The 17566-nt window shown below is 50.6% G+C and carries 12 protein-coding genes and 2 pseudogenes; 4 read left to right on the forward strand and 10 right to left on the reverse strand.

What is annotated here, in order from left to right; genetic code table 11:
- Positions 1-201 precede the first annotated feature (201 nt).
- Positions 202-1134 carry a 4-hydroxy-3-methylbut-2-enyl diphosphate reductase gene (gene ispH / locus CPter91_RS17575; RefSeq protein ID WP_061942444.1) on the reverse strand — a complete coding sequence of 311 codons (933 nt, stop codon included), beginning with the start codon at positions 1132-1134 and terminating at the stop codon, positions 202-204.
- A 23-nt stretch (positions 1135-1157) separates the two neighbouring features.
- Entirely contained in the window at positions 1158-1613 is a 456-nt protein-coding gene (locus CPter91_RS17580) for an FKBP-type peptidyl-prolyl cis-trans isomerase (RefSeq protein WP_061942446.1), read from the reverse strand.
- Positions 1614-1711: 98 nt separating this feature from the next.
- Between CPter91_RS17580 and radC the strand changes: the two are divergent.
- Positions 1712-2239: pseudogene (gene radC, locus CPter91_RS17585) on the forward strand (RadC family protein); the annotation flags it as partial.
- A 579-nt stretch (positions 2240-2818) separates the two neighbouring features.
- Here radC and CPter91_RS17590 read toward each other — a convergent pair.
- From CPter91_RS17590 to CPter91_RS25880, 8 genes are all read right to left on the reverse strand, one after another.
- Complete coding sequence (locus CPter91_RS17590) at positions 2819-5614, reverse strand: DEAD/DEAH box helicase (protein ID WP_082792963.1); 2796 nt, start codon at positions 5612-5614, stop codon at positions 2819-2821.
- Positions 5611-6375: a hypothetical protein gene (locus CPter91_RS17595; protein WP_150119742.1), complete on the reverse strand. Its 765-nt coding sequence runs from the start codon at positions 6373-6375 to the stop codon at positions 5611-5613. The genes CPter91_RS17590 and CPter91_RS17595 overlap by 4 nt, the downstream gene beginning before the upstream one ends.
- A 369-nt stretch (positions 6376-6744) precedes the next feature.
- Entirely contained in the window at positions 6745-8607 is a 1863-nt protein-coding gene (locus tag CPter91_RS17600) for a UvrD-helicase domain-containing protein (RefSeq protein ID WP_167595190.1), read from the reverse strand.
- A gap of 11 nt (positions 8608-8618) precedes the next feature.
- Positions 8619-10982 carry an AAA family ATPase gene (locus CPter91_RS17605; RefSeq protein WP_061942454.1) on the reverse strand — a complete coding sequence of 788 codons (2364 nt, stop codon included), beginning with the start codon at positions 10980-10982 and terminating at the stop codon, positions 8619-8621.
- 292 nt (positions 10983-11274) lie between these two features.
- A complete protein-coding gene (locus tag CPter91_RS17610; protein WP_061942456.1) occupies positions 11275-11682 on the reverse strand; it encodes a hypothetical protein in 408 nt (135 codons plus the stop codon).
- Positions 11675-13576 (reverse strand): hypothetical protein, encoded by a 1902-nt coding sequence (locus CPter91_RS17615; protein WP_061942458.1) that lies wholly within the window; start codon positions 13574-13576, stop codon positions 11675-11677. The genes CPter91_RS17610 and CPter91_RS17615 overlap by 8 nt, the downstream gene beginning before the upstream one ends.
- Positions 13573-15273: a tyrosine-type recombinase/integrase gene (locus CPter91_RS17620; RefSeq protein ID WP_150119743.1), complete on the reverse strand. Its 1701-nt coding sequence runs from the start codon at positions 15271-15273 to the stop codon at positions 13573-13575. The genes CPter91_RS17615 and CPter91_RS17620 overlap by 4 nt, the downstream gene beginning before the upstream one ends.
- 33 nt (positions 15274-15306) lie before the next feature.
- Positions 15307-16485, reverse strand: a complete 1179-nt coding sequence (locus CPter91_RS25880) for a tyrosine-type recombinase/integrase (protein ID WP_082792965.1) — start codon at positions 16483-16485, stop codon at positions 15307-15309.
- Between the two features lie 153 nt (positions 16486-16638).
- Here CPter91_RS25880 and CPter91_RS26275 point away from each other — a divergent pair.
- From CPter91_RS26275 to rpmG, 3 genes and pseudogenes are all read left to right on the forward strand, one after another.
- Positions 16639-16791, forward strand: a pseudogene (locus CPter91_RS26275) (JAB domain-containing protein); the annotation flags it as partial.
- 146 nt (positions 16792-16937) lie between these two features.
- A complete protein-coding gene (gene rpmB / locus CPter91_RS17630) occupies positions 16938-17174 on the forward strand; it encodes a 50S ribosomal protein L28 (protein ID WP_014005219.1) in 237 nt (78 codons plus the stop codon).
- 22 nt (positions 17175-17196) lie between these two features.
- Positions 17197-17364, forward strand: coding sequence for a 50S ribosomal protein L33 (rpmG, locus tag CPter91_RS17635; protein WP_009667251.1), 168 nt, complete (start codon positions 17197-17199; stop codon positions 17362-17364).
- Positions 17365-17566 lie beyond the last annotated feature (202 nt).

The following is a 17566-nucleotide window of genomic DNA, read 5'->3' on the forward strand; positions in this document are numbered from 1 at the left end:
AAAACTATCGATGGAAAAGCGGGATTTATTCGGAATATAATTTCGCGCCAGAATGAGGCAGCGAGGTCTTTGCGCGAGGATGTCCGAGCAAATTTAAGGCCGACTAAAAGGCTGGCTCGCGGCTGGCTAACAGCGGCAAGACTGCAGTCGCCCATGACAATCAGCGGATTCTCAAGTGAACTGCAGTTCGCCGGCTCCCGCTCAGGCGCGCGCCAACCCTTTGGGCATGGGGAAAATGACGTTTTCTTCGGCCCCCTCGAGCGTGCGTACGCTCTTGGCGCCATAGGCGGTCAGGCGGTCGATCACGGCTTGCACCAGGATCTCGGGGGCTGAGGCGCCGGCTGTCACGCCGATGCGGCTCTTGCCCTGCAGCCAGGCCGGATCGATCTGCTCGGCGTTATCCACCATGTAGGCAGCAGTGCCGCGCTTCTCAGCCACTTCGCGCAGGCGGTTGGAGTTGGAGCTGTTGGGGCTGCCGACCACGATCACCACGTCGACCTGCGGCGCCATGAATTTCACAGCCTGTTGGCGATTGGTAGTGGCGTAGCAGATATCGCCCTTCTTCGGCTCGGTAATCAAGGGGAAGCGCTGCTTGAGCGCGGCAATCACGTCTGCCGTATCGTCCACCGACAAGGTGGTCTGCGAGACATAAGCCAGCAGTTCGGGATTCGCCACCTGCAGCTTGGCGACATCGGCCACGGTTTCGACCAGGTGCATGCCGCCCTCGGTCTGGCCCATGGTGCCCTCGACTTCCGGATGTCCTTCGTGGCCGATCATGACGATTTCGCGGCCCTCGCGGCGCATCTTGGCGACTTCCATATGCACCTTGGTCACCAGCGGACAGGTCGCGTCGAACACTTTCAGGCCACGCACTTCAGCTTCTTCCTGCACCGCCTTGGAAACGCCGTGGGCGGAAAAGATCACGGTATTCCCGGCCGGCACGTCGGCCAGCTCTTCGATGAAGATGGCGCCCTTGTTGCGCAGGTCCGCCACCACGTAGGCATTGTGGACGATTTCGTGGCGCACGTAGATCGGCGCGCCGAATTCTTCCAGCGCGCGCTCGACGATTTCAATCGCACGGTCAACGCCGGCACAGAAGCCGCGCGGCTGCGCCAGCAATATTTCTTTATCCATAGTCATATCCATTCCAGCGGCGATCACAGGATGCCGATGATTTTTACTTCAAACTTGAGCGACTGGCCGGCCAGCGGATGATTGAAATCGAACAAGGCGCCCTGCTCGTCGATCTCGCGCAGCACGCCGGCGAACTGGCCGCCGCCCGGCGCCGCAAACTCGACCAGGTCGCCGATGCGGTATTCCTCGCCCAGCTGAGAGTTCTGGCGCAGCGTAGCGCGCGACACGCGCTGGATCAGTTCAGGATTGCGCGGACCGAAAGCCTGCTCCGGCGGCAAGTCGAAAGTCTGGTGCGTACCCTCGGGCAAACCGAGCAGGCAGGTTTCCAGGAATGGCGCCAACTGCCCCATGCCGAACTGCAAAGTAGCGGGCGATTCCTTGAAGGTACTGACAATATCCTCTCCCTCTTGCGAGGCTAGACGGTAATGCAAGGTGAGATAGGAGGCTTCGGTGACAACCGGCAGGGACAAGTTAGACATAATTAGGCAAAAATACCATTAACAAAAAGGCAATCGTTCATCTGAAGATGATATTGTAAGCCACCTTGGACAAGCTGACGCGCTTAGGGGAACCAACTATGTCAATTATCGACTGGCCTGCCGATCAAAGACCGCGCGAGCGCCTGATCAAATTCGGGCCGCAGGCGCTTTCCGATGCCGAATTGCTGGCCGTATTCCTACGCGTCGGCGCCGCCGGCAAAAGCGCGGTCGATCTGGGACGCGAGATGAGCAGCCACTTCGGTTCGCTGAACCGGCTGTTTTCCGCCTCGCTGGACGATTTTTGCACCATCAACGGTCTTGGGCCTGCTAAATTCGCCCAGTTGCAGGCGGTACTGGAACTGGGGCGGCGTTCGCTGACGGAAGAACTGCAGTCCGGCAGCAGCTTCGATGCCCCGGCTGCAGTAAAGCAATACCTGCAGTTGTTGCTGACCAACAAACCCTATGAATCCTTCCTGGTGTTGTTCCTGGACGTCAGGAACCGACTGATCTGCGCCGATGAACTGTTCCGCGGCACCCTCACCCACGCCAGCGTCTATCCGCGCGAAGTGGTCAAGGCGGCACTGGCGCGCAATGCCGCCAGCGTCATGCTGGCGCATAACCACCCATTATGTTGAGAGAGATTGTGTCAACTAAGAATACGGTGCGGCCGTCGAGTCACACCGGCGATCACCGATGGTGATCATTGTCTGGAAGCGAGCGGCAATAGCCACAAAATTTAATATTTATTTGTGACCACACCACATGTTGCCAATAGGAAACTTACAAGCCCCCCAAAACCAAAATCGGCACTCGTTTTCCGTGGAAAGTAGACGAGTGCCGTCTTGTCTCGGAAGCTCGCTCCAGAATGAAGCGACTTATGAAATGAAACTAAAGATAAAAGCTGAAAGAAAATCTGAGTTCGGCATCATCTTTAATAAAAAGACAATTTCCAATCCTATTTATTGAAATTGAACTGCCAATCCCTAAACGTTGAACGATACCAGTCGTTCGCAGCGTTTTGATTTTATCGCATTTGTTTTGTGTCGCCACCAATAAATCGATTCCAAGCTGATATTGCAAAAACAACTACTCCGGTAAAATTGACCATCCGCGCCGGTAGTCGTTGACAGATTCATCTACGATTCGCTAGCGTTGACCTTACCAGTATTAGCAAACTGATCAGGACTTATTTGACCAAGATAAAATTATTCATTCGAAGCGTCATCATTCAATTCGTCGCCGGCACTGATCGGTTCGAGGTCACGCGCTAACTGCGCCCAAGCGACTGATTGGCTTGCTACGCTTCCGAAAGGTGCTAGGACAGACATCGCTCTGAGCAACCAAGGCACGAAGTTGAAAATTAGGCCGTCGACCAACGAGACGAATTTGTCAAACTGCTTGTCCACTGTATTTTCCACCGCCGCGGAACGCAAGCGCGCGGGAAGCTCTTCAAAGATGGCTCTCAAATCCTTTTTCTGTCCAAGCTTGTCGAGCACTTCAGGCATGTCGGCAAGCTTGAGCGGATACCGATGATTCGGCTGTCCGACTATTTTCCGCCATTGGTAATTCTGCTGCTCCGCAAGTTGCGCAAAAACAACGAGTAATTGTTCGATTAAGGCATTACCTGTCGGTTTTACGGCGCCATCAGATAAATAGGCCAGCATCTCATGTGCAGACTCAGGTGAGAACCCTGACCTATTTGCGGCCTCTCCTAGCTCGGTAAGGCGCACGGGACTATTCATGACTGCGAACGGTCCGCCAGGTTTGTTTGGATCTAATAGCGCCGCCAAGGCACTGTCGATTAATGGCCCGATAAAAGTGTTCGTTTGATTAAAATTCGCATAGGTTGTACGCCCAAAAGTCGCAACGATATTGTCCTCGCCCTGATTTTCCTTTAACGCAGCTAGGAGTTGCGAGGAGAACGCAGCTTGAATCGGAATTCTCTCCTCGTCAGTCAAATTGACATAGGCATCCCCAGCTGTAGATTGAATCGCAGATGAACTAAACATTACAGAGTTCAGCTTTTCCTTCATGAACCCACCTGCGAAAGCTTCTGGAGGACCGCCTGTATTTTCGAAGAGAACGGTATCCCCCTCAGTGAACGCACCGGCACGCCCACTGCGACCGGCAATATTTCGGAACGTCATCGACTTCATCGCAAGCCCGTCACCGCCAAGCCAATGTGATACCAACGTCCATCGAAAAGGTAGATCAGCCCCTTCTGCCAAAGTCGTGGTTGAGCAGACAATTCGCAGCTTCCGATTCCGAGTCAGCGCTTCCACGTCACGCCTTACGTCAAAGGGAAGTGACGCATTATGATATGCCACCTCATGAAGCAAACAGTTCGCCAAAGTTTCTAGCCAGCTGTACCTTTCTCGTATCGAGTTTGCCATGGAAATCACCTCAGCATCTCCTGTAGGCGCAAGCTGGAGTGACATAGACTTGGCCAACATCCTTGTATCGGTTCTTGTGCGACAAACGATTAGCCCCGGCGACTTAAGACGTAGCAGCAAATTCAGTCCGACGGATGCCACATTCTGCGAGGCACGCTCCTCATACACAACTGGGTTGCGATGAGGCACCACATTGTTAGGTAGGTCGACGTTAACATTGTGCGAAATTGGGCTATCTGGAGACTGCATCGCTGGCCGGAGTGCATCATTCCCATAAACCCATTGCATAGTTCCGTTTGCACGACAAACTGCTAAACGTCGTGCGGTCGGGCGCCACGAAATGCGGTGTAAGTTATCTACGTCTACACCCATCCAAGCACTGATTCGCTCCGCCTCTGCGAGGACAGCTGAAAGACCGAGAATCCGCAGATTTGGAAGTCGTCGTTGAAGTAACCGAAGACGCGAAATCATGCCTTCGACTCTCGCTCCTCGAACGCCATTTTCAATAATGTGTACTTCATCAAATACCACTAAACGCAAACTCTCGAGACTATCCTCCGCCCCCCTCAGCCATGCATCAAATCGCTCTGGCGTCATGACAAGGATGGCACGTCCTCCGCCCTGAATTGACTCAAACTTAAATCCGCCAAACATTGAAATAATTGGAATCTCTCCGCGCGTTTTATTAGCGAGAGAAGTACGGACTTGTTCACCGATAGCAACATACGGCGCTACATAAACACTGATACCGTCAACAGCTGATGCAGCAGCCATACAGGCTTCTGCAATCAATGTCTTACCAGTGCTTGTGGGAAGAGTAAGTAGCCCGTTACTGCCCAAGCGGCCAATCCGACGTTGAATCAATAAATCATATTGAGGCGGGAGCAACGTAACAATCCCCGACGCAACTGTATTGATGACAAACCACGTTGGTATCTCTGGCGCTAGCTGGAGCATGTTGATGGTTGCCAATCGAAAAGCCTGCTTCATCGACACGTCGACACTTAAAGCCAACGACATGTCCGACGAATCTCCAGCATTTAGAGCAATCACGCCAAGAAGCCTCAACGCCTCGGAAAAGTGTAATTGTCTTTGGTCACGATCAACATTACGAAGTGCATGGTACCAATTCCAGCGGAAATTTTCGACGCCGTCTATTGGATCTTTATAGCGAACCGCAAGGTCGCTGGTCGGGCTAATAACCACAGCAGCTAAGCATCGCATAGGACTGTGGCAGAAATACGTCTCAGGCAAATCGGAAACAGCGGCTCGCGCGCTAGGAAAGTTTCCATACATAGCGTGAGCAATTCCCGCGTGTAGACGCAGTGCGTCAATGCTCACCTGGTCGGGGAATTCAGATAAACTCAAATGTTCTGCGCTCGATAGAAGGGTTCTTGCCGCCGCAATTAAAGGCGAGGCATTTTCTTCATCGTCTAGCAGATCCATACCATCCTGTGTCCCTTCAAGCTGGTAGCTTCCGATGCATTTTAATGCGACGGCAACGTCCAGACCATCCGACGTAAACACTGACGGAGTTGCTTGACGCGCCTTGGCTGCAGATGATGCTGCGCTAGCTAAAAAATTTACGTTTTCCGGAACCATTCTCATGTTGTAAAACGCCTGCGATTAGCCATATGAACGAGGGCTTCATTAAGTTGGGATATCGAGATACTCCAGGCTTCAATGCAGCCGGTTGGCCAGCCCTGCTTTTGAATTTCGGTCATCACATGGCTCAGCGCCAACACAGGGTTACTACCCCTGTCGTGGATTAGCGTGGGTAGCAAACGTATGCGAGAGCAATCAGCGGCCACAACCTGAGCCAAGTCTTCTACACGCTTGAGTTTGGCGTCAGGAAAGCGATGTTCCCACTTAAGCTTGCATTTGAGAGCGCTTACCCTGGACATAAGCGATAGAGTAGGAACGGTCGTATCCAACAATTTTTCATAGTCACCGATTAGCGCTTTTGAGTAGTCCAAATTGGCTTTGCCGGTAGTTTTTATTTCTTGTATAAAGAGCCGGTCATTTGCGACAATTCCATTGGGGTCGAGATATACAATCGTGATATCAACACCAGTTAAAGCAGACGGGTTGAATGGAGTAAGAGCACTTCCAAGGGCAAACACAAACGATTCTGCAGAAAAGCGATCTGACTGACCTACGAGGAAGGTGATCGCCTCTCCGAGATTACCCATCTGACCAGTGGTGATAGCGGCGAGAGGGGGATTCGGAGCTTCAAACGAGGGATGCATCAGCTCTAAAAGATTTTCAATTACCCATGTATAGAAGGCTTGACAATCGGGCATCCCCACATAAACGTGAATTTCTCCAATTCCTGGAACTGGAACTTGGCTCTTAGAAAATGCAGTCATCTGAAAGCCTGAAAGACAAGGCGCGTTTGTTATTGATGAATTAATATTAACACACGACAACATGCAGGAAATGACGTTTTATCGCAGGTTGTTCCCGCCGCTGCTAAATGAATTCAGCGATCTGCCTTTGGCCGTTTGTGGCATAGATAGTACGCTTGGGGGCCAGCCTTTACCCTTCATTTCACTATCTATGGTTATCGCAAGCCCTTGGTAAGCATGGTAATTGCCGTCAAGATAGGTCAGCCATAATCGACGCAGCAGTCCATCTGTACCAACGTCTGAAAAAATAGGCAAATAACCGGCGATCACCGATGAAGTAGCCTTGGAGCTAGTAGTGGTTGACAGTAGAGCGAGATCCAAATAGTTGTTTCACTCGATGCTAACAACTTCGTCCACCTCAAACCATTTCGATTTAACAACATAGTCCTTTATCGCCTGTGGATCCTTGCTGTATGCCACAACCGCCAAACTCTTTTGAGCGCGGCTGCAAGTCACATAAAGCAGCCGCCGAGATTTCTTGACGGCGGTGTCTTTGCCCTCGCGTTCGTTTTTCAAGTCGTCGGCTGACAATGCCTTTGCACCCAACAATTTTTCGTAGCTAAAACCAGAACCTCGCGCCTGCGCGTCGTCCAGCACAACCATGACACGTTCGTACTGCAAGCCCTTCACACCTTGGTGCGTATCATAGTTAGAGGAATCCGATATGTAATCCACATATCGTTCTGCTTGACCAACTGCAGCACTGAGAGCCGAATCCCACGCTTTAGATTCGGCGCTTTCCAACTCATTATCTTCCACGCCTTCCTCAGGCCCCTTTGGCTTATCGATCAAATATGGAAGAAAGTCATCCGGGATGGTTAGAAGATTTCCCGCTTCAATTATTTTTAATACGCTTATGATGGAGCACTCAGGATTTTTTGCGAGAGCCGTTGCCACGTGTTCCACAACAATATTTGCTGCACGAATTTCGCCGATGGGGTCGGCGTGACCACGTAAGTGCGCAGGCTTAAGTAACGGCGAGTGGTCGCGGACCACTTTTGCAGTTGCGAAATCATCGCCAGATTTGATCGCGATTATAAGTGGCAAGAAGACATGTCGGATGAACTTGATCTCTTTACTATCACCACTCAGCGCCGCGTCTTTCAAGTGGTCGATCCCAAGAAAAGGAACCAAAAAATCGTCAAATCCCCCTCGAACCGCAGCCATATGATGCTCTAGTGTGAGCGTTTTGACCTTAAGCTTTGACTCCCAACCCGCATCATTCGTTCTATCCACCATTTCTTGCCGCGCAATTGCCTCGACCTCTGCCTTACTCTTGGCGCTATCAGAGCTTGCTATAAACAGAATCGCAGCACCCTCGATGCAGTCGGGGCCTGGATGTTGTTGATGAGGATCATCGAGCAAGCGGATTTTGTTGATCAGCGTTATAACTCGTCGGGGGCAACGATAATTAATCTTCTTTTCGGGTCTCAACCAAGTAACCGGCAACGTTTCAACCAGATCTGTTTTCCCCCCACCAAAAATCTGCTGCATCATATCCCCGAAAAGCCCAATACTAAAGTTCTTGGAGTTTGCGGCCTGGACGGCAATAAGTGCATCCAGCAACGCGGCATTGGTGTCCTGGGTTTCGTCGATTAACAGAATTGGAAATTGATTCACAAGGATTCGCCCCATCAGCGGCTCATTCGCTAGAAAATATGCCGCTAATCCAACAACTTCAGAATGGTGAACCGATCCTACTTCTGTACTAATGCTATTTGGAGTGTACGAAAACGACAATACAGTGTCGAGCGACTCCAAGCGTTTCTTTTTCCCCTCCCTACTCCTGATATTTCTTCTGGCCGTCACTCCTTCCAGATCACGAGCGCGCCCGATATCGATATCGAGTTTCGCTATGTCGGCCACAAATTTTTCTCTTAGCCATGCGCGGATGTCCGGAGTAAAGGACTTGATCAACTCCCACGAAAAGCTGTGAATAGTTGATACGCTAAACGCAGGATCACGTTTCAGCCTATCCTTAATTTCCTCACAGGCAGCATTCGTATAAGTTATGATCGCAACGCGTTGTCCATCAAGAGCTAGGCGTGACGCGTGCTCTTGCTTAATCGCTTCCAACACTGCAACTAACGTTTTCGTTTTTCCGGAACCCGCTCCTGCAAGTAACATGAAACTCTCGGGCTTCGCAAAGTTCAGATAACCATAAATTTTTTCGTCAATCGGGTCATCCCACACATGCTCTCCCCTCATTTCGCACCCCCCATATCTGCGGCAAGGATCACTTCTGGTGTAATGTCTTTACTTGCAATCTCAAGCTGAATTTGCAGCCAGTCCAATCCGTCCTTAATATATTTAGGGACCGCGAGTAGATCAGGGTCCTCACAAAACATCAGGTCTAGCGCCATTGCAGCTTTGTCTTCTTTAAGGGCTACAAAAAGAGCTTTGCAGCATTCTTCTAATGAGCCGCACGCAAACGCTTTCTGCATTTTACCTATCATCCCAGCAGGCTTTTTAATGTTCCTGAAGAGCTCTGGATTTGTCAAAGCAATTGCATCCTCAAACGTGTAGGGAAGCGCTTCTACTGGGCCGGTTCCGTCAAAATCCACTTGAATTCCGCACTGATACACGGCATGAACATGGTCCTTTGTCTTTGCCGCGTCCCCCAAGTCGAGCACTGCGTCCAACGAGTCATCAGCAACACAGATCCAGTTTTTCAACGTATGGCTGCCAGTCTTGTATCCCTTATTTCGTTCTGGACGAACAGCTATTGCTGGCAGCTTCTCTCCTTCAGCATTAACCCTGGCCTCGAGAGCATCAGTGTCGGTAATGACTAGGGCAGGAATGCCCAATTTTTCAATCAGTGCTTTCAATCGGTGTGCATGGGCACCCCCGACTTCTAATATCGAAATATAACTACGGTTAAGACCCTTGGGGCCATCGTAGTGCTTGCGGATGAAATGAGGGATCAGCATGCGCTCAGCGGCGCCTTCAACCAAAATGATTCCATTGGCAAAAAACAGATCGCAGTGAGTTGACTTCAGATATCGCGCAACAAATTGGGCGGTCTGCTTGATATTGACATCCTGCTTTGCTGTCTCGCCAAAGGTCTCGGCAAGATCCACTACCTCTGCAGTCGGAATGAAAGCACCAGGCTTTGCAGCTTTGCGCTTAAAGTATCTAAGCCGCTCAAAACCAATTTCATGCGCAAGGTAACTTGAGTGTGTGCTTACAACCATCTGGGTTGTAAGTGAGGACGGTTCCTTGAGATCAGGATGATTACGCAAAACGTCAAACGCCTTGCGGATAAATACTTGCTGAACTTGTGCGTGCAAATGTGCTTCTGGTTCTTCAATCAGGACCAGATGCAGCGGCTCGATGACCGCGTCCTCTTCAACGCGGCGTTTCGCAGCTTTCCCTACGCGCATCCATTGATCTCGAAAGCTGACGAGCCGAAAGACCATGGCGATTAAATTCTTGTATCCGAGCCCGTTGTATTTTTCAGATAGCGAAAGTAAAGGGAGACTCTTATCTTCTGCTAGTTTCTGCAGGTCAAAAAGTATGGATGCTTCGTGATCGAGATTGTCAATTGGATTTACCCGACTCGACAGTCGAATGCTCGGGTCATTGAATCCAGGATAACCCAAATTCTTGATCTCCCCTAACGTCGGGCTGAAGGCATTATTGAGCCGCTCATCAAAGATGTGCTGCGCATCAGCTATCGCTCGGAGAGCATCAAGATCCTCATCGCCCGGCAAATCCGAGGGATTGAGATGACGATTGTAGTATTTATTAATCTGAGAAGCCAAATCACTAGCGCTCTTATTACCTCCCGCGATTGATGAATTAGGATCCGAAAATCCTCTGGCGGCATCAATAATATCGACCTTAAAAAGTCCATTAAATGGATATGGCAGCGATGGATTATCATCCGTTAACAGTTGCGGCATTGAAGGTTTACCGCCAACATACTGCGCTTTAGCCGGATCTAGAATATATGCCTTGATTTCGAAATGCCGCGAAATCTCACGCTCTAGATAGTTGTGCAAGGTCGACGGCCATATCGATAACTTAAGGCTGTCGGCGGGCTGCTTATTCTGCAATTGCTTTTTGGCTGTTTCCAAAAGCTTAGCTGCCGATTCAAAATCAAGTAGAAATGCCGATTTTAAAGCGCCAATATCCTTTGGCTGATACACCAGTCGGACACCAAGCGTGCCCCCTGCCCACTTCAAAGTCGGAATAAGGTGACTGACACGATGGATCTCGTCCGGTTTCACGTCTAACCAAATATCCAATGAGGGACATAGGCACTGCCATTCTGGCAGAGTAATCCCTTGAGCAGCAGCGGTCAGCCATGTGATACCGAACTCATTGATAGCATTCCAGTTTGATAACGTGAAATCAGCAGCGATTATTTTTCCTGCACCAGAAGGCTGCTCTGTATCTGAAATGGTCTTCCTCGATCGTTGACCGAGAAAAAAAATTAAGGCGTCCATCGCTGACGTCTTGCCACTATTATTAGAGCCCACGAATACAGTCTCACGATCCGTCAAACTGATACGAGAATGCTTTAATTTTCGATAGTTCTGGATTTCAAAGTATGCAATATGCATTTCGTCCGCTCTCTAATATGATCAGTTCCGATGCAGCAGCCATGATTGGGGGCTATCTAAGCTAACATAATTTCCACGCAGAAATTTATACTTTGTCACTAATATTCAATGCGCCCATTTCACAGTTTCCACTTCCCCTTCAAATTTTGCCGTAAAGAAAAACATAGAGACGCGGTAGGTTTGCTCGAATCCGGCCGCAGATAGCATCGATCTAGGGCTTGTTTTACGCTGTCATGTGGTCGCTATTGCAAAAGCCTTCCCTCTTAAGTCCGAGCGGCTCCGAGCACAAGAGCTATTTGCGTACTGATACTAATTCAGTGTTGTTGGATTTGCGAAGATGAGTCAGATCGCTCTCACGCCGCTTAAGCAGTTCAGAGGCATCTTGCCATGCAGCGAAATAATGATCGACCAATGCGGCGATCTGAGTTATCTGCAAGCGCAGCGCGTCGTTCTCAGAACGCAGTGCCGCTATTAAGTGCTTAGTCTCAGCAGTGGTATCAACTTCTTTTTTCTTTAGCTTGTGCAATAGCTGAACAATTTCAGGGTTGTATCGATACAGCGCATTTCGGGAAATTCCTGCGCGCTCGCAAAGCGCAGATGCAGTTAGTTCGACGCCGTCACCGGCCATCGCCGCCAAAGCCTGAAATAATCGTTGAGCCGAGGACGGGAGTGCGCTTTCCTTCTTAGGTGAGCTATCCATTACCAGACTCCTCCGGATTCTGATCTAACTTCTGGATGATCAACTGCGCCTCTTGTATGCGCTCCCGTACAATCCTCAGCGTCTGTAAGGGCAACGATATTTCGTTAAGCATATCGTTGCATCGATCAAGTTGTCCTGTCCAATACGGTCGATGCTTGTTTGAGACTGCAAAGTTGGCACAGTTTGCGCAGGTCGATGGCTCTCTTCGTTCAGTATTAGGTCCCGCAGCGTTTCCCAAGCAGGCACTAGAATGCTCCCTGTAAATACAGAAACCCCAGTCGCACACACCAAGAGTAAGTCCCACATCGACTAGCATGCGTGCATAAGCCCTGATCTCAAGCTTCATGCGCGCTCCGCGGAAACGAGGTCGCTTGGATAAAATTTCAGCTCCCGCGCGCCCGGCCAAACCACTGGAGGTGAGCATATGCTCCCAGGCGCCCGTGGACTGCTCCAGTATCTCGGCATCTATCTCAGCGTTGAGGCGATAATCTGAGCCGCTGTATCCGATATCGGTCGCAGAGCGTTCGCGGTGCCCTAAGTGTTGCGCCAAGGCAAAAAGTGCTGAACGATCTCGTAACGCGGCATATCGGGCGAACGTTTTGCGACCTTGGTACGCTGATAGCATCCAAGGTTTATTGTCATGCGTTGGTAAATCAAGCCACAACGCAAGACGATTCAACGAATTGTGCAATCGTTCATTCGACGTTATTGTTAATGTCCCTCGGCAGGGGACTTGCCACTCACTAGCTCCGCGCGCATGGCTACGACGGAGCCATAGCTGAGGTCGTTGGGCATGCCGACGATGATTTTCCGAGAGCGCCTCAAGTACTCGGACGGCTTGAACCGCTGCAGGTGGCGCTACCCATTCATGCGGGCGCCCATGATATTCCGGTTGGCGCTTAAATATCGTCCCAACGATCACAGTGACAGCAGTTTTTCCTTCTCCTTGTAGACGCACGCATCCCGCTTCCAAATGTAAGATTTCGCTCAGCCTTGGACCCACCAAATAAGAAATTACGATAAAACATGCAGCGTAAAGCATGTCGACTAACTGTGCTAATTCGCTGATTGAGAGAATTGTAGTTGACGTTCCCGGGATTGAGATCGCAGCCCGCCGCAATGCGCGAGTGGCGGCGTCGTCGCATGCTTTAGCATAGAAGCCACGGGCCATTGCCGCAGCGATTGCATCCGCATAAATATCCCTCGCCTGCAAAATCATTGAACAGCCGTCCTCAACCAGCCCGATGCTGCGCTGTATGAGAGGGACCGCGATTGCATCCGGCGTATAGGGCCAACGTCGGATGTTCCTGTCACGAACCCCTGCTACCGTCCCGAGGCTAACCCCAGGAAATGGGTCGAAGCATAGGCCATCGTTAAGCTGAGTACGGAAGCGAAAGAGGTAGATCAAAAGGTACAGATATTTCTGAATAGTCGCAGGAGCCAACGTCGCCCGCTTGACGCCCTTACGTTGTGAAATGTAGTACTGAAATTCAAGCAAGGCTTGTGCATTCAGCTGTCCGAAGCTTGCGTAGCCGGCACTCAGCATCCAGCGAATGAGTTCCCGTAAGTATAAAAAATACCCGACTGTGGTGCTCGCTCGCTGAGCTAAACCTGTGCTCAGCGAGCAGTTACGGATAAGCGCAATAAGTTGCCGGCTTGTTTCCAGAAGTGCCGCGTATTGGTCATCGGTAAAATTTAAGCCATTCTGCAATCCGAAGTCCCAACGGATGATCACTAAACGCGACTCCTCCAATACGTTAGTGGGCTTGAACCGCCAAAGCACATCTGGCCATTCCGAATCTAGGAGAAACCATTCACGATCAAGGTGATGATCGAGATCAACGACACGTGCCGTTTGATGAATGAGTGAAATTTTTTGCATCGGATCTGTCATCGGAGATCCGGCAACGCCGCCAAATTTTTTCGCATCGCCTCTGCCGAAGCGAGCTCAGCACTAGCAAATCGGGGAAGAATATCGTACTCAAGGATGCGTAACTGTGGGGCGTAGACAGCCTCCCAGCGCGCAGGATGCATGGTCGTTGCAGCCTGTTTAAGATGATCTTTTGCTTGCAGCAAGCGAGCTAAGGTTAGAGGATCGGAGGTTATGACCGCGTTGGGACAAGTGAAACATCCCATAAATTGATTACAAATCTCGCCTCGATGAGAACCAGGAGCTAAGCCCGCGAAGGGGTCACTGCAATCGAAGCCAAACATAGAAACAGCACGACCAAAGGATGTTGGGCTGTTTTGGCTAGGTCTAGCCAAAACAACGTCTGGCTTACGCTTCTGAATGTGCCCAACAAAAGCTTGCTGGAGCTCAGCGATACGAACACGATTTTGTTCGACAACCTCAGGCGTTTCGACATATCGTATCGTTGTTGAAATATGCGCGTGATTGGCAATATTTTTTACCCGTCGCAGATCTCCTGACGCTCGGTAAAAACTAGTCAGCACGCTTGGACGAATCGAAGCTAGGGAAAAAAGCTGCAAATTGTGCCGCTCGCAAAACGACTTAAGAAGATGTTTTACAGCACTGCTCGACAACGAAGTTACTCCGTGAATGCCTTTATAGATAAACAAACGGTCACGCATCTTGGCCGGAGTAAACGGGATGAGCCGCTCGTTCCAGTCAATTATTTCTTTCACGAGAGCCGGTGGTTCGAAGGGATCCAAGTTACTGAAGGTTCTCCGCTGCATGCCATTCGCTCGCGCCTTGAACCACAGAAGCGCTTGACGTTCATCGAGCAGCGGAATGGCCTGCAGGCAGTCTCGGCGCAGTTCCACAATAGGGTCGGGATTTCCTGCCGCGTGGATCATAATCGCTAAGTAGTATGGGAGCAGCGATTCCGCGCGTGGATAAAGGCAAGGTTCGACGCCCTTTAAGCCACCGAAACGCTCAAGGGCGATTCTGATGTCATACATCCCTGACTTAGAGAGTTGCGTCGCCATTGGTACAATTCCGCCGCAATTACGATCAATGGACTCTAGAAGCCAGGCGAGCGTACCTTTGGAGCAGCAATCAACTGTTCGTTGCACGCGGACGGCGTCGCGTCGCGCGCGAATCCCCACAATGTCGCTTTCGCAAGCTCGAAGGATGTCGCGAATCGCGCGCGGCGGCATCTTACTCCGCGACGGAGTATCCCGATTCCTCCAAGGAAATGGATTGAATGGATATTCGATCTCAGGTAAAACACCTGGCCGGCACCGCTCGATCCATTGGAGCATTTTGCGGAGAGTTGTATAGGGGCCAGCACGTCCCGATTTAGACCACGGGGAACCGTCCGCCTTGGTTTGAGTGTTAAGCCATTCGACGTAGCGTACGAGCGTATTCCCATTCAAATCCGCCAATACCTGGATTACGTTCATTTCGTGAGCGAAGCGCGCAAATACCCTGACGTGAAACCACTGCGTCAAAATTGAATTTTCGGATTGCATGCCAATATGGCTCCAAAAGGCCGCCACGAGCTCTGCACAGACATCCTTAGGCAATCCCAACGAACCGAAGTCGATCTCTGTGTTACGAACTACTCTTGCTTCATCGAATCGACCAGCATGTCCGGAGCGTGCCTTGTCGAGGTCTACTTTTGGCAACACTCGCCGTATTGGCGTTCGACGATTGCTCACTTATTCGCCCTCCGGAAATAAACCATCCAGAGCCTGCTTGATGGAGTCGGCATCCACGACAATTGCGCGAAGGTAACGATCCGTCGTCTCAATACGTTCGTGCCCCATGAGGACCTTAACAATCAATAGAGGATTGATTGCGACGCCACCGCTTGCCATCTGTTCCAGGCGAGCCAACAACATGCATGCGAAAGTCGCCCGCAACAAATGCGTTGTAGCCCTAATCCCGCTAGCCAGACCAGATTTTTGAATCACTCGTTGGTAGGCATTTTTGCTAGCGCGTGAACCGCGTGAATTTATGAACAGTTCGGAATAATCTGATGCGCGTCCAGCACGACGTGCTCGCTCCAACCAAGCATGCCGATAGCTCTCGATATACCCTAAAGTCTCATCCAAAAGGCTCGCTGGCGCTATTACATACCCATCCTTACGGCCTTTTCGTAGAACTTCAATAATCTTGAAGGAGCTTGTATCTAACCCAGCGACCTCATTGCGTTTTAGACGTAACAACTCACTTACACGTAGACCCGTGTAAAGTTGCCATCGTGCCATCAAATCATAAGGTGGCGGGAGTTTAGCTAAAAGCTCACGCACCTGCTCAGGGGAAAAAGGCCTCGGCAATGGTTCAAACTGACGCAATACGAAAAGGCTGCGCTCAACCGACTCCAAGGTGCCTTTTCGATTGGGCGCAATGCGTTTTGTGACGTTAAAATTATTGTGCCGGCCGCACAAGGGCGAGGTGGTTAACCAACGCATCCGAACTGCCCACTCATAAAATCTAAGTACTCCGCGTACGCGGTGATTAATAGTAGAAACGCAGTACGGACGCTCAGTATGTGCACTTGCCTCCCGCATCATTCGGTTGCGGTAGGCGACTAAATCAGTGGCATCAGCATCTTTCCAGCTTATTTCGTTTTGCTCTAGTGTCTCAAACCAGTCGTATAGGATCTCAGCATATGTTCTTACAGTGTCGGTACTGTGGGCACGCAGAACAGCATGCTCATGTAGAAACGCCACTGCTGGCTCTATCAGCCGCATGTCAGCCGTAAAAAGCAGAGGAAAGCCCTGCGGTCTCGGTTCCCGCAAAGAAAACGTCAATGCCTGCTTAGCCGTTTCGCGCAAGCATCCAGGTATCGCGCAAGGTGCAGGCAACGCTGACTTACGAATAAGATGAACCATGTCGAAAATCCAAGACGAAGCGGCAATCCTAAATTGAGGGGCAATACCTGCTCTGTCCCTTTCCGGGCAATTCCTGAAATTAAAGCAGAGTTATTAGTATTGCCGGAGCCGCCCACCCAAGCAAGTGTGTTGACAGTTGAGAATGCAACCTTACACCCATCGGGCACGCTCGAACCCAGCACCGCCGACCACCAGCTGACGCAAACCCTGAAACAGGCGCTGGACCTGATCGGCGTCAGGGTACTGGACCATTTCATCGTTGCCGGCACCCAGGTCTACTCATTTGCGGAGCATGGCCAGCTGTAAGAGCGGCCAAAGATCGGTCAAAACAAATTGTTAAATCTTTTAACGCGCAGAAGACACAATTGTTTTCTGCAAGTCGTTGAAAAATCTCGTTTTTTTATATATACTCTCCTTTTTTCCAGTTTCGGAAATCTTTTAGGAGTAAAAACATGGCACGTGTCTGCCAAGTCACCGGGAAGGGGCCGATGGTCGGCAACAACGTTTCCCATGCAAACAACAAGACGAAACGTCGCTTTTTGCCTAACTTGCAAAATCGCCGCATTTTCGTTGAGTCTGAAAATCGCTGGGTCTCCCTGCGCTTGTCCAACGCCGGTCTGCGCGTAATCGACAAAATCGGCATCGATGCCGTGTTGACCGATTTGCGCGCTCGTGGCGAAAAAGTCTAACTAGCAGAATAAAGGAAGAATCATGGCGAAATCAGGCCGCGACAAAATCAAGCTGGAATCGACCGCTGGTACAGGTCATTTCTACACAACTACCAAGAACAAGCGCACAACCCCGGAAAAAATGTCGATCATGAAGTTCGACCCGAAGGTTCGTAAGCATGTTGAATACAAAGAGACCAAGATCAAGTAATTGATCTGTGCTCCGAAAAGCCCCGCAAGGCATGTTCCTGCGGGGTTTTTTTACGTCTGCGGCAAACCGGCCTGTCCTAAGCAGACTTGAAGAACGGCCGCAGCACAGAAATTCCAGGCGAAAAAAAACGGTCCGATTTGCATGGACCGTTTCCTTGATCAAGACCGCCGCCGCACTGGCAGCGGCGAACCGTCTCTTATGT

Origin of the sequence: Collimonas pratensis, assembly GCF_001584185.1 — a bacterium.
GTDB lineage: Bacteria > Pseudomonadota > Gammaproteobacteria > Burkholderiales > Burkholderiaceae_D > Collimonas > Collimonas pratensis.